General features: G+C 30.7%; 11 protein-coding genes. All 11 read right to left on the reverse strand.

Annotated features, from left to right (window positions below):
* Positions 1–56: 56 nt before the first annotated feature.
* Positions 57–3611 (reverse strand): Ig-like domain-containing protein, encoded by a 3555-nt coding sequence (locus tag B9N53_RS03970; protein ID WP_158520787.1) that lies wholly within the window; start codon positions 3609–3611, stop codon positions 57–59.
* Between the two features lie 370 nt (positions 3612–3981).
* Positions 3982–4548: a hypothetical protein gene (locus B9N53_RS03975; protein ID WP_094203783.1), complete on the reverse strand. Its 567-nt coding sequence runs from the start codon at positions 4546–4548 to the stop codon at positions 3982–3984.
* A gap of 11 nt (positions 4549–4559) precedes the next feature.
* On the reverse strand, positions 4560–5873 hold the full coding sequence (locus B9N53_RS03980) for a sensor histidine kinase (protein ID WP_094203784.1): 1314 nt from the start codon (positions 5871–5873) through the stop codon (positions 4560–4562).
* Positions 5870–6526 carry a response regulator transcription factor gene (locus B9N53_RS03985; RefSeq protein WP_094203785.1) on the reverse strand — a complete coding sequence of 219 codons (657 nt, stop codon included), beginning with the start codon at positions 6524–6526 and terminating at the stop codon, positions 5870–5872. Before B9N53_RS03985 ends, B9N53_RS03980 begins: the two co-directional genes overlap by 4 nt.
* A 78-nt stretch (positions 6527–6604) precedes the next feature.
* A complete protein-coding gene (locus B9N53_RS03990; protein WP_094203786.1) occupies positions 6605–7981 on the reverse strand; it encodes an ABC transporter permease in 1377 nt (458 codons plus the stop codon).
* 10 nt (positions 7982–7991) lie between these two features.
* Complete coding sequence (locus B9N53_RS03995) at positions 7992–8636, reverse strand: ATP-binding cassette domain-containing protein (protein WP_094203787.1); 645 nt, start codon at positions 8634–8636, stop codon at positions 7992–7994.
* A 10-nt stretch (positions 8637–8646) separates the two neighbouring features.
* The gene (locus tag B9N53_RS04000) at positions 8647–9924 is read right to left on the reverse strand and encodes an ABC transporter permease (RefSeq protein WP_094203788.1); all 1278 of its coding nucleotides are present in this window, start codon (positions 9922–9924) and stop codon (positions 8647–8649) included.
* A gap of 108 nt (positions 9925–10032) precedes the next feature.
* Entirely contained in the window at positions 10033–10563 is a 531-nt protein-coding gene (locus B9N53_RS09485; RefSeq protein ID WP_335341176.1) for a nucleotidyl transferase AbiEii/AbiGii toxin family protein, read from the reverse strand.
* The gene (locus tag B9N53_RS09490) at positions 10557–10856 is read right to left on the reverse strand and encodes a nucleotidyl transferase AbiEii/AbiGii toxin family protein (RefSeq protein ID WP_275542207.1); all 300 of its coding nucleotides are present in this window, start codon (positions 10854–10856) and stop codon (positions 10557–10559) included. The genes B9N53_RS09485 and B9N53_RS09490 overlap by 7 nt, the downstream gene beginning before the upstream one ends.
* Entirely contained in the window at positions 10849–11442 is a 594-nt protein-coding gene (locus B9N53_RS04010; protein WP_094203789.1) for a type IV toxin-antitoxin system AbiEi family antitoxin domain-containing protein, read from the reverse strand. Before B9N53_RS04010 ends, B9N53_RS09490 begins: the two co-directional genes overlap by 8 nt.
* Before the next feature lie 114 nt (positions 11443–11556).
* Positions 11557–13449, reverse strand: a complete 1893-nt coding sequence (gene lysS / locus B9N53_RS04015) for a lysine--tRNA ligase (RefSeq protein ID WP_094203790.1) — start codon at positions 13447–13449, stop codon at positions 11557–11559.
* Between the last annotated feature and the right edge of the window lies 1 nt (position 13450).

The raw sequence follows: 13450 nt of genomic DNA on the forward strand, positions 1-13450 counted from the left end.
AAGAAAAAGAAGCAACTCATATGAATTGCTTCTAAAAATTTAACTATATTTATTTATTAGTCTTCTTTTTTTCTTCCAAGAGATAATCCCAAACCACTAACTATTGATAATGCGCCAGCAGCAAGTTTCAATAACTCGTAATCAGCACCTGCTTTTGGTAATTTCTTACTTTGTCTTACTGGTTTGCTTGGTTGATCAGGTTTACTTGGTTGTTCTGGTTTGCTTGGTTGTTCAGGAGTTCCTGGTTGTTCTGGAGTTCCTGGTTGTTCTGGAGTACCTGGTTGTTCAGGTGTTTCTGGTTGTTCAGGTGTACCTGGTTGTTCAGGTGTACCTGGTTGTTTTGGAGTACCTGGTTGTTCAGGTGTACCTGGTTGTTCAGGTGTACCTGGTTGTTCTGGTGTACCTGGTTGTTCTGGAGTACCTGGTTGTTCAGGTGTACCTGGTTGTTCAGGTGTTCCTGGTTGTTCTGGTTCAACTGGTTCAGATGGTTCCAATGGAGTCCATGGTGTTTCTGGTGTTTCTGGTGTAGCAGGAGTAGTTATATCTTTTCTATAAATATATCTTACTTCCAATTTTTCATTATTTTTATAATGTTCTTTAATTTCTTCACCAGTTAAATGAGATTCTACATCAACAGATTTAGCTATTAACTCTTTAACTAACTTAAATCCTTCTTTTGGTTGATCTTTTGTTCCATTTGGCTTTGCTGAAGTTGTGAAATATTCTTCCTCTGTTCCAGTAGTTTCTTCTAAAGTAATTTCTGAACTTTCAATTAACTTACCATCTTTGTATACTTCATATACGTGATGTTCTTGGAATGAACCATTTTCTACTGCTGGTGTTAATGGAGTCCAATCTATTTGTGTTTTTTCATAAACATATGTGATTTCTTGTTTTACACCTGGTTTGTAGTTGCCTTCTGTAGTTTCCCCTTTTTCATTGAATTTTGGTTCTTCTACTGGGTTTTCTGTTCTTACAAATTTGAATCCATCTTTCTCTTTCTTACCAGTTTCGTAAGTCATGTCTTTTGTTCCACCACTTACATCACCATCTACTACTTCACGTTTGATTTCTTTACCATCTTTATCTTTTGTGATGTAGATATGATGTTCTTGGAATGAGCCTTTCTTTTCTACTGGTTGTGTTTTTTGATAAATATATGTTACTTCTTGTTTTGTATCAGCAATGTAAGCTGCTTCTTTTAGACTTCCGTCTTTGTTGAATTGTCCGCCATTTTTAGATTCTACTTTTACTAGTGTGTAACCTTCTTTATCTTCTTTAGCTGTTTTGTAGTTTTCTTTTTCTGTTCCTTGAGTTTCATCTTTATCTACTGTCAAGTCTGTTGATACTACTTTGCCATCTTTATCTACTGTTTGGTAGATGTGATGTTCTTGGAATGAACCTTTCTTTTCTACTGGTTGTGTTTTTTGATAAATATATGTTACTTCTTGTTTTGTATCAGCAATGTAAGCTGCTTCTTTTAGACTTCCGTCTTTGTTGAATTGTCCGCCATTTTTAGATTCTACTTTTACTAGTGTGTAACCTTCTTTATCTTCTTTAGCTGTTTTGTAGTTTTCTTTTTCTGTTCCTTGAGTTTCATCTTTATCTACTGTCAAGTCTGTTGATACTACTTTGCCATCTTTATCTACTGTTTGGTAGATGTGATGTTCTTGGAATGAGCCTTTCTTTTCTACTGGTCTTTTTTGGTAAACATATTTAACATGTAAAGTTTTTCCGTTTACGAAGTTGCCTGTTGTTTTAGCTCCATTTTCATCAAATGCAGCTCCATCTGGTGATTCAACTGAAACTAATTCATAACCTTCTCTATCTATCTTTACAGTAGTATATTTTTCACTTTCAGGTCCTTGTTGTTGAGCTACAAAATCAAAACCATCTGTTGTAATAGTTCCATCTGCGTTGATTGTTTGATAAACATGGTAGTCTTCAAAATATCCTACTTCTTCATCACCTGTACTACTTGCATCTGCATCAGTAGTATAGATAATATTATCCCAGTGGTAGTTATCAGCTCTAGCTGGAGTTCCATTGTCAAATGTTACACGTGTTGCTGCATCATCAAAGGCATCATTTTTGAATTTACCTTCATATCTTGCAACTAGTACACTGTCTCCTACAATTACATCAGGTTTATTAGGGTTAAGCGGATCTACCTTATTCTTTATGTTTAATACAATTTTATCTCCATCAAGAGTTTTTGTATATCCGTCTGCTCTAACTTCTACTAAGTTGTCAGGATCCCAAGCAAAACTCATTGCCAAGTTAGATGGATCTTTTACTACATAAAGTTTTACATTATCTAAAACTTCTTGATCAAAAATAACTCCGCTGTTTCCTGGTAGGTTTTCTATAGTTAATTTTGTTCCTCTTTGATCCTTTCCAAGTGGATTGATATATATCGTTTGATCATATGTTCCTTCTTCTCTGTTTACATTTGTAATATCAGAATATCCATTAGAAACATATTTATCATTTCCACCTATGTTATCCATATGATAATCAACTGTGTATGTTCTTTCTATTGGAGCATTATCTCCGACTTTTACTCCTATAGTTTGTTCACTTGTTGGAGCTGTTACTACATTTTTGTCGATAAATAATGGGAATCTAGTATTAACTTCAACATTACCGTAATTTTCAACATCCTTAGTAAATGTGTATCTAATTTTTCTATTTTCCTTATCATAAGAAGCAGATGCTATTTTTTCTGGTCCAAAGTATGCATCTAGTTGTCCTGGTTGTACATTTTCTACAATTCCGTTAATGTTTACATTGTTTGATAGTTGTATGTCAACATAATCGCCTTCTATTGTTGAATTTGGTACATCAAAACTTACATGTGCTTCAGCCTGTGTATCATAGTCTTTTCCTTCTAGATTAGGATCTTGAGCGATTGGTTTAATTGTTGTCGCATCTTTGTTAATAAGTCCTTCGATTGATCCTTTGATATTTGTAACTTCATTAGAAATGTCTTTTGGTTCTCTATTTTCATCAGCAGGAGCTGCCACCGATTCTGGTGCCTTTTCTTCAGAAATTCCAAGTGCATTTGTTTCTTTTTCTGCAGGTGTATTTTCTGCTGCAGGTTCTTTTTCTGCTTTTTTAGCATTTACTTTTGAAGCAACAAAATCATAAACATTAAACTTAGAATCTTCAGTTAATGACTTTTTAATAGAGTTTTCTATTGATTGTATTTCTTCATCTGTATATCCAGCTTCTTTTAATTCATGTCTTTGTGAAGCATCTAGCTTGAAGTCTACTTCTTCTTTGTTTTCTACTACCTTAGTATTTTCATCTGATTTTTCTTCTGTTTGTGAATTTGCTACAGTTTCATCTGTTGCAGTGTTTTCTGTTGTAGTAGCTTCTGGTGTAGTAGCTTCTGGTTGTGTTTTTTCTTCTTTTTTGTTTTCTTTGTTTTCGTTAATTACATTTTCAGTTGTTACAGCGTTAGATTCTGTATTTGTTTCAATGTTATTAGCATTAGTATTAGCGATTGAATTATCTGCTGATACTTGGTTTGCTAACATCATTGGGCTGGCTAATACTCCGAAAGCCAACAAAATCTTAGCTATGTTGTTCTTGTTCTTTTTGTCCATTAAATCCTCCTTGAATGGTATGTTATCCATCAACATATTTTGATTAAATGATTGTCATAAATAAATATTTTTCTCTTTTTTTAATACCGTACAGCTTTAAATTATTATTTATTATTAATCATTTTTATCATTTCTTTAATTATATACCCTACTGCGAAAAAAATAAACATATTTTTTTAAATATCGTGCCAAATGTTTAGATTTCGAAATATATTTTATTCGTATGATATATTTAGTTTAATAATTAACTTTTATCATTATATAATTAATTTATTAGCTTTATTAATTATCATTCTTTTAATACTATTAAATTATTTACATGCAAATTAAAAATGCCCACTTGAAAAACAAGTGAGCAATGTATAAATATTTAATTCAAATCTTCTTGTATCTCGTCGATTATTTCTTGTGGTGTTTTGTCTTCAAAAAATGATGGATCCATATGTGTTAAGAAGTGCCATTCATCTTTTTCGTTTTTTCTGTAAACTATTGCTTCTCCATCTTCTGATCCGAAGTATGCTCTGTCTACGTCATATCCTTTTTCTTGCAAGTATTTTTTTACTTCGCTGTAGGATTTTTCTCTTGCTTCAATATATGTTTTCACATCTTTGTTAGCTATTACATAAGCGTCTACTCTCGTAGAACTATCTACTATTCCATTTCCTTTTTCTGAAAGATTCGGAATTTCTTTCCAGAAAATTTCCGCTTTTCCTTGATCTGTAAACATGAATTTGGTCATTGGAATAATGTTTCCGTTGTATTCTAATTCAACGTATTCACCTAATTTTTCAGGAATGATGTATTCATATACAAATCCATCTTCTTCCGTGATTTCGTAGCAGTTTGTTTTCTTTATGAATTCTCTTCCTTCTTCAATTGTGTCAAATAACGCTAATTCTGTTGCTTCACCATTTTGATTCAATTCTAAAATATACATTTTAATCTCCTTTATAACTTGATTTTGAATGTTACGTTTTCATCTTGTGTCTCAATAATTGCATCGATTTTGTAATTATTTAATAAGTTTCCAACGATATACAATCCAAGTCCGTTGCTGTTTTCTTTGTTCAAATCACAATTCACATCAAACACTTTAGTGGTATCTAATTCGCTTGCCTTTTCGCAAGTATTAATTACTTCAAACCATTTTCCATCTGATTTGATAGTAATTGTCCCATATTCATCAGTGTATTTTACGGCGTTACCAATCACATTAGATAGTATTATTTTAAGAGCTGATTTCCCAATCAAAATCTTTTCATCTGTAATCTGATTGTCGATTGTGATGTGTTTTTGATTTGCAATTACTTCCTGCTTATTAATTATATCATTTAATATTGGTAAAATCTCTACATTTTCTTCGTCATTCTTTAGATTTTCAATTGATGACAATGTTAGTATTTGTGAAATACTATGTGATAATCCATCAATTATTTTAAGAGATTCGTCAATGTACAAATCTCTATTTTTGTATTTTCCTATGTTGTACTTCATATTTTCCAAAATTATTTTGAGGCTCGCTACAGGGGTTTTGAGTTCGTGTGATGCTCCTCTAAAAAAGTCATATTTTAGTTTTTCAAGTTTGATAATTTCTTCGTTTTTTGATTCCAAATCGTCAATCGAATGTAACAATGTAGTGTACAAATCATTGATTTGCAATTTTAACTGTCCAATCTCGTTGGTAGAATCTACTTCAAGTAGTGCATTTTTGTCCCTATTCATCATTTTGTCAGTAATATGTTTTATTTCTTGTATATTATTGTTGATTAACTTAGCATAAATTAATGAAATGATTGCTGAGAAAAACATAGAAATTAAAAGCGAAAACGGAAGAAATCTTAGACTCAAATTCTTGGCATCTTTTTTCATATCAGCTGTTGATACAAATTGAAGTGAGATTTTCTCTCCAGTGTTAATTGTAATATCTCGTTCTTCAATTATAAGTGAATTGTTTTGACTTTTTTTGTCAAAATCGATGATTTCTTTGATTTGTAATTCGTTGTCGTTATTTTTATTCTTAATATAAGCTTTAATGTCGTTGTTATTAGAATAAAAATCCAAAGACTGTGTAACATATCCTATATCTTTATTTGTTAATGTCTTGGATATTTCATTTGCTTTTTTATTTATCTCTTGTTTTCTATCTTCCAAATATGTTTTGGGAAATATTAAAAACACCATAAAATGTATGAACAAAACTGTAAATGCTAACGCTGTGAATATTTGAAGGAACATTTTCGGAAATATTTTTAAATTTTTCATTTTCTCTCCAATTTATAGCCAACGTTTCGGATGGTTACTATGCAATCTAGTTGCAATTTTTTACGTAATTCTTTTATGTAAACATCAATTACTCTGTCAAATGGTATTTCGTCGGTTTCTTTCCATACACTATCGATTATTTGCATTCTCGTGAGTGCTTGACCTTCATTTTCTATCATATATTTGAGTATTTCGAGTTCTTTGGCATTTATATCAACTTTTTCACCATTTATTTTTGCAGTGTAGCTTGTGAAGTTAACTTCGGTGTTTTTGTAATTAAATGTTTCATTATTTCCATAATGTTTTTTAATTAAAGATTCTATTCTAACTTTGAGAACAGGAAGTGAGAATGGCTTTTCAATGTAGCCATCTGCTAAGCTTGTGAATGCGTTGATTTTGTATTCTTCATCACTGAATGCAGTTAACATTATAGCTGGAATATCGCTTGTTTCTCTGATTTTTTTGAGAACTTCAAGTCCATTTATGTATGGAAGTTGAATGTCTAATATCGCCAAGTTGATTTCGTTATTTTCAAATATGGATATGGCTTGTTTTCCATCTTCAGCTTGATATGTTTTGTATCCAAATTCAGACAAAAATTCACAAATTCCTTCACGTATCATTTTGTCATCTTCTACTACAAGTAAGTTCATAATTTATTCCTCTCTTTTATTTTATTATACAATATTTATTTTAATTACAAAATTATCGGAGCATATGCCCCGATAATTTTACTTAGTATCTATTAATAAATCTTTTGGATTTTTCCTAAGAATATTTGTTGATGAAATAATCAATGATATTAACAACACAATTGTCATGAATATAACTACATAAACTAAGGATTTTGATGAAATGTTAATGTCTAGACTTGTCAATGTTTTATTGAATCCATCAACTTCAGCACCGCTACCAAGCCCAGTTGACGCTGATTGCTTGGCGATTTTTTCTGCGATATTTCCTGTAACTTTTTGTAGTATATTATTTCCAATTTTATCTCCTGCAAATCTAGCCAAGAAGAATGAACCAATGTAAGCAGGTACAGCAACTAACAACAATTCTGTGACAAATTGTCCGAATATTTTCGCTTTCGACATTCCTATCGACAACAATACTGCAATCTCTTTCTTTCTTGCATTCATCCATAAGAATAATAGTAAAGCTACTACCAATCCTGCAAATGCAAGTGATCCTACAAATAATTTATCTGCTATTGCATATATTCCACTTATGGATTCTTGTAATGCTGGATAATTGGATGAACTTTTTATTAAATTATATTCTTGCCAGTTGATATCAAGTTTGGAAAGATTTTTCATGACATCTTCTAATTTTTTGTTTCCCTTTACGAAGAATGTCGCATCTTGATAGACTGCTGTATCTTCAGTGTTACCGTATACTTTGGCTGCTGTATTCAAATCGGTAATCAATGTGTTTTCGTACAATTCTTGAGCAGCGCTCACTCCACCGTTATTGTGTCCATCAAACAAACCTTTAATTGTAACCTCTACTGTTTCATTGGCTTGTTTTTCATTATCTGCATCAAATAAATTGGACTTTAATTTTAATTTGTCACCTATTTTCAAATTGTTTTTGGCTGCCAAATCTTTGTGCATCAGAATTTTATTCTTATCGTCATTTTTCAAATGTTGACCTTCTACCAATTTGTATGCTCCAGATACGAATTTTGTTTCCTTGGATGATTCATTAACTCCAGTCAACATTACAGTGCTTTTAAAATTTTTAGCACGTTCTGGGGATTGGTTTGCCAAAGTTTCTTGTGTTTCAATTATATCCAATCCATCCAGATCAGCCACGCTATTTATTCTTTTTACATAGCTTTCAATGTCAGGTGAATCTGTGATTTTTTTGATGTCTTGTCCTTTGACATTTCCACCGCCTCTTGGTGTTCCTGGATTTACTTGTCTGTTAATTTCCATTGAAAAACTGTTGGTAATATTTCCAAATGTTTTTTCTGAAGCTTTGTCAGTGGCATCTTTGATGGATAAACTAATCAGACTTAAAGCTGACATCAACATTATTACGATTAGTATAATTATCGATTTGAGACTTTTTCTAGTTACATAAGCAAATGCGTTTTTTATCATAATTTCCTCCCTAAATATTGTCAACTACTTCTTGTAGTTTTCTATCTTTTAATTCAAGAACAATATCTGCTGCTTTCGCTACTTCTTTACTATGAGTAACAACTATTACGCATTTGTTTCTTTCCATTGCAAGTTTCTTCAATATATCTATAATTTCACCAGCAGTCACATCATCCAAGTTTCCAGTAGGCTCATCTGCTAATATAATTGGGGCTTCTGAAACTAAAGCTCTTGCAATCGCAACTCTTTGTTGTTGTCCACCGGAAAGTTTCATAACATTTCTTCTTGTTTGACTTTTATCCAATCCTAATTCCAATAAAATATCTTCTGATGCATTTTTATTTACTAATCTTATATTTTCAAGAGGAGTCAGATAATCTATTAAGTTATAGTTTTGAAAAACTAATGATATGTTGTTTTTTCTATGATAGCTGTGTCCTTTTTCTTCGATGTTGTTGTTTTTGAATAAGATTTGACCTGTATCTGGTGAATCTAATCCAGCCAATAAAGATAAAAGTGTTGATTTACCTGTGCCAGATTTTCCAATGATTGCGTAGAATTTTCCTTGTTCAAATCCTCTGTTAACTAATGACAAAACTTCTTCATTTGAACTTGAATAACTGTATGATACGTTTTTGATTTCTAAAATATTCATTTTATATCTCCTAACTTATTTGTGATAATATTTGTTTTGGTTTTTTGATTAATATCATTATCGATGCGATAATCACAGAAACTGAGATTATTAATAAAAGCAATCCGTAGCTTTTGATAAATACTTCTAATTTATCGGATATTTTAGTAATTAATAGGCTACCTGTAAATGATGCATTTTCCGATTCTGTTATTCCTGATGCAATTAGTTTGATAATAAAATCCCCACTAATGAATGATAAAACTGCCGCAGGAACGGATACAAATACAAGCTCCATGATGAATTGTCCTATGATTTTTGCTTTGCTAACTCCAATTGATAAAAGTATTCCTATTTCATAAATTCTTTCTCTTAGCCATAGTATTAAAATCAACGATAAAACTACAAGTCCTGCAACCATTATGGAATATGTCATCATTTGTATGATATGCTTTACGCCGTTTATAGAATCAATAGCTTCTTTGAATGCATTGTCATCTTTTTCGATAATGTATTGTGAAGAATTAGCGATTTGATTTTTCAGCTGATTTATTACATTATCCATTAAGGCTGAATTTTGTGTATAAACTGAGATTTTATTCGCAATTTTGTTACCGTCTATTATATTCAATGAATTTTGCGCTGAATTGTAATTCACAAACATTGAGTTTTCACTAAAATCAGAAGACAAACCTGTATATTTTTCTTGTTTTTTTCCTGAAAATATCCCAACTATCTCATATTGTGTCTCTTTATTTGTATCTCCATTTCCATTCATATTCATGAACTTTAGACCTATTTTGTCGTGAAGTTTGAGCTTGTTTTTCTTTGCAAATTCTTCATGAATTAGAATCTTATTGTCATCATTTTTATCCAAATTCTTGCCTTGTTTTATAGTAAACACATTACTTGTGAATAATTGGTTACGTTTTTGATATGTCATAGCATCTATCGATACTAAATTTTTCATATTTGAGGACAAATCTTCACGCATAACTTTCTGATCACTTTCAACGACATTGGTATTTGTTACGTTGGCTAATCCCTCATAATGATATGAAACCTCTTTTATATCTTTGATCTGTTTCAATTTGTCAAATTCTTTTATATCAAAATATCCGTTATTATCTTTTTTCGTTATTGAAATAGATGAATTCGATGTTTCGTACAATGATTTTTCCAGTGTTTTCTGTGATTTCGTTATGCTCAAACAAGCATACAAACATGATAAGACAAGTGTTAAAATTATCAGTATTATCAAAGACCTATTTCTTTTTCTTGTTATATAAGCAATCGCATTTTTTATCATAAATATCTCCTTAGCTTTGTTACATGTATATATTACAAAAGTTTTATGAAATGTATATGAAATTCATGGCAATAAAAAAAGAAGGATTTCTCCTTCAATTTTATTTAATCATTTCATTAATTTTATTAAGCTAATACTTTCATCAATTACATTTTCAAATTCTAAACCATTTGCATAAATATTTTTTTTGCAAAAAGATTTCCATCTAGATTGAAAATTTAAAACATCTTTAATTTTTTCTAATAATACCAAAATTTTATCCATATCAAATTCAGTATTACGATATTTAAATGTATTTTTACATGATTCTTTTAATAATTCGATATCTATTTTATCCATTTTCATCTTTCGAATTATAAATAAATCATAATAATCTTTACTCCTGCTATTAAAAAATCCTCTAGAGTATATTGTTTGTATTTTTTCAGCTAACATAGTTTCTAAATTATATGCCTTAATATTTATTTTTTCATCACTAAATGAGCTACTATAATTGTAATCAATAGGTTCAGGAGTAATGATATCTCCTGTTGCAATATCTAATGGAACTACTTGGCGAATATTTTCTAATTTGCATATTATTTTACATCTGAATCCACCATATTCGTCTTCATCTTTTATAGACTCAATGTTTAAAATACGTCTTCACCAGGTGTGTGCTTCAATATTTCATTTAATGTTGTTTTTATATTATCTTCAGTTATTTTCATGTTTTTTAATATAATGTCGATGTCAATAGTACTTCTGCTACTAATCCCTATTAAGTTAGAAAGAAGAAAGCCTCCCTTAAAAATAAAATTGTCTTTGTAATTACTTTGAGAAAACTTTTGTAAGATACTTTCAAGAAAATAATAAATCATAATAGAGTTAAATGGAAGTCCTGTAATGGAACTTATTTTATGACACTTCCAAGTCAGTTGAGCTTTATTCATACACAACCTCCATTATATCTCTAACTTTGTTTTCTATTTTCATTTTAGATGCTATACAATAAAGTGAATCTAGGTTTCTTTTATCATATGATGGGTATGACATTATCAATTTTGAATATACTTCTGGATCCATATCTTTCTTATTAAGAATAAAATCACAGAGTATTCTCTCATACGAATATGTTTTAACTTTATTACCAAACATAGTATCTACTTCTTCTATTCCAAGCTCATAAATATATTTGTTGACATAATGCACATTAGTAAGCATTGGTTTTTCATTAAATTTATATCCATTATATACCGTTATATCATTAGTCCATGGTATCTTATCTGTTTGTCCAATCAAATACAAGGCTGTTTCGTAAGAGTATATCGCCTTTTTATAATTATATTGAAAGAAATACAATTCATCATAATCACCATTTTCAGTTATATAGATTCCATTTTTCACCTTTGTAATAACACCATCATTGCTGAGCCTACTTAGATAAACGGTAGGAATATTGTGTCCTCTACAATATTCTGATGTAATAATTCCACCTGATTTGTTCAAATAATTTATAATCTTTTTTTTATAATTCATATAGCACCTCCTCTTGTTGTATTTACACTTATATTATACAGTTTTTAAAGTGTATTTGCAACAAATGTCTCAAAAAAAGACGACAGAATTCAATTCTATCGCCTGATAATTTAATTAATAAATTTTTGATCCTGCCGGAATATTTGAATCTAACATTATAAGATTCAATACTTCTTCTCCATCATATTCACAGATTGCAGATAAAAGCATTCCACAAGATTCTTCACCCATCATTTTTCTCGGTGGTAAGTTAGTGATTGCAAGTAATGTTTTACCTACTAAGTCTTCTGCGCTGTAGTAGTTTTTAATTCCTGATAATATGATTCTATCTTTTCCAGATCCGTCATTCAATGTAAATTTTAATAATTTCTTGGATTTTGGAACTTCTTCACAAGATTTTACTTTTACTACTCTGAAATCAGATTCTGAGAATTTATCAAAATCTACAAAATCTTCAAATAATGGTTCAACTTTCACTTTTGATAAGTCCAATTTCTTAGCTTTTGTATTATCTTCGCCATCTTTTGAATTGCTAGAAGAATTATTTCCAACTGGCTTCATTGTTGGGAACAACATTATATCTCTGATTGATTCATTGTTAGTTAACATCATTATAAGTCTATCAACACCAATTCCCAAACCGCCTGTTGGTGGAAGTCCTACTTCTAATGCATTCAAGAAATCATAATCCATCATTTGAGCTTCGTCATCGCCATTCTCTCTGGCTTCAACTTGCTTTAAGAATCTTTCTTTTTGGTCGATTGGGTTGTTCAATTCACTAAATGCGTTTGCGATTTCTTTTGTGCATACAAATGCTTCAAATCTGTGAGTATATCTTTCATCGTCTGGATTTCTCTTAGCCAATGGACTTACTTCAACTGGATGACCCAATACAAATGTTGGTTGAACTAATTTTTCTTCGCAGAAATGTTCGAAACATTCGTTGATAACTTCGCCACGTGACATATTGTCTGAGATTTCAACATTGTTTGCTTTGGCAACTTCACGAGCTTGTTCATCTGTTTCAATTTCATCAAAATTTATGTCTGCGTATTCTTTTATTGCATCAACCATTGTGATTCTTTTCCATGGTGGTGTAAAGTCTATTTCTGTTTCTCCAAATTGAGCCTTCATAGATCCATTAACTTTTTCACAAACAAATGCAACTAATTGTTCTGTGATATCCATCATATCATTGTAGTCAGCGTATGCTTGATACAATTCTATTGCCGTATATTCTGGATTGTGAGTGTGATCCATTCCTTCATTTCTGAACATTCTACCCATTTCATAAACTTTGTCGAATCCACCTACGATTAATCTCTTTAGGTATAATTCATTTGCGATACGCAAATACATATCGATATCCAATGTGTTATGGTGAGTTATAAAAGGTCTAGCATTTGCTCCACCAGCTATTGTGTTCAAAATTGGAGTATCAACTTCTAAGAATCCTCTTGTATCCAAAAATTCTCTGATTGCTGAAATAATTTTAGATCTTTTTATGAATGTATCTTTGATTTCTGGATTCATAATTAAATCCACATATCTTTGTCTATATCTCAAATCCGGATCTTTTAGTCCGTGCCATTTTTCAGGTAGTATTTGTAATGATTTAGATAATAAAACTACAGTTTTTGTTCTAATGGATACTTCTCCGCTTTGTGTTTTGAAGATACATCCTTCAACACCAACTATATCTCCGATATCCATATTTTTTACTTTTGCATAATTTTCTTCGCCTAATTCATTTACTTTATTAAATAATTGAATTCTGCCAACAGAATCTTGTAAGTCCATGAAATTAACTTTTCCATGTCCTCTTTTACTCATAATTCTTCCGGCTATTTTAACTTCTTTTCCGTCAAATTCGTCAAAGTTATTTAGGATTTCTTTTGTATTATTAGCATTGTCAAATTTTTCATGAACGTAAGGATTTTCATTTGCATCTAATAATTCTTGTAACTTTTGTCTACGAATTTGTAGCATTTCGTTTAAATTTTCCATT

The organism is Finegoldia magna (assembly GCF_002243175.1).
Classification (GTDB): Bacteria; Bacillota; Clostridia; order Tissierellales; family Peptoniphilaceae; genus Finegoldia; species Finegoldia magna_J.

Excerpts from the sequence above, each read along its gene's own strand:
- B9N53_RS09490 (WP_275542207.1), bottom strand. The coding sequence starts at position 10,856 with ATGAATAAAGCTCAACTGACTTGGAAGTGTCATAAAATAAGTTCCATT.
- B9N53_RS03970 (WP_158520787.1), bottom strand. The coding sequence starts at position 3,611 with ATGGACAAAAAGAACAAGAACAACATAGCTAAGATTTTGTTGGCTTTC.
- lysS (WP_094203790.1), bottom strand. The coding sequence starts at position 13,449 with ATGGAAAATTTAAACGAAATGCTACAAATTCGTAGACAAAAGTTACAA.
- B9N53_RS03995 (WP_094203787.1), bottom strand. The coding sequence starts at position 8,636 with ATGAATATTTTAGAAATCAAAAACGTATCATACAGTTATTCAAGTTCA.
- B9N53_RS04010 (WP_094203789.1), bottom strand. The coding sequence starts at position 11,442 with ATGAATTATAAAAAAAAGATTATAAATTATTTGAACAAATCAGGTGGA.
- B9N53_RS04000 (WP_094203788.1), bottom strand. The coding sequence starts at position 9,924 with ATGATAAAAAATGCGATTGCTTATATAACAAGAAAAAGAAATAGGTCT.
- B9N53_RS03990 (WP_094203786.1), bottom strand. The coding sequence starts at position 7,981 with ATGATAAAAAACGCATTTGCTTATGTAACTAGAAAAAGTCTCAAATCG.
- B9N53_RS03975 (WP_094203783.1), bottom strand. The coding sequence starts at position 4,548 with ATGTATATTTTAGAATTGAATCAAAATGGTGAAGCAACAGAATTAGCG.
- B9N53_RS03980 (WP_094203784.1), bottom strand. The coding sequence starts at position 5,873 with ATGAAAAATTTAAAAATATTTCCGAAAATGTTCCTTCAAATATTCACA.
- B9N53_RS03985 (WP_094203785.1), bottom strand. The coding sequence starts at position 6,526 with ATGAACTTACTTGTAGTAGAAGATGACAAAATGATACGTGAAGGAATT.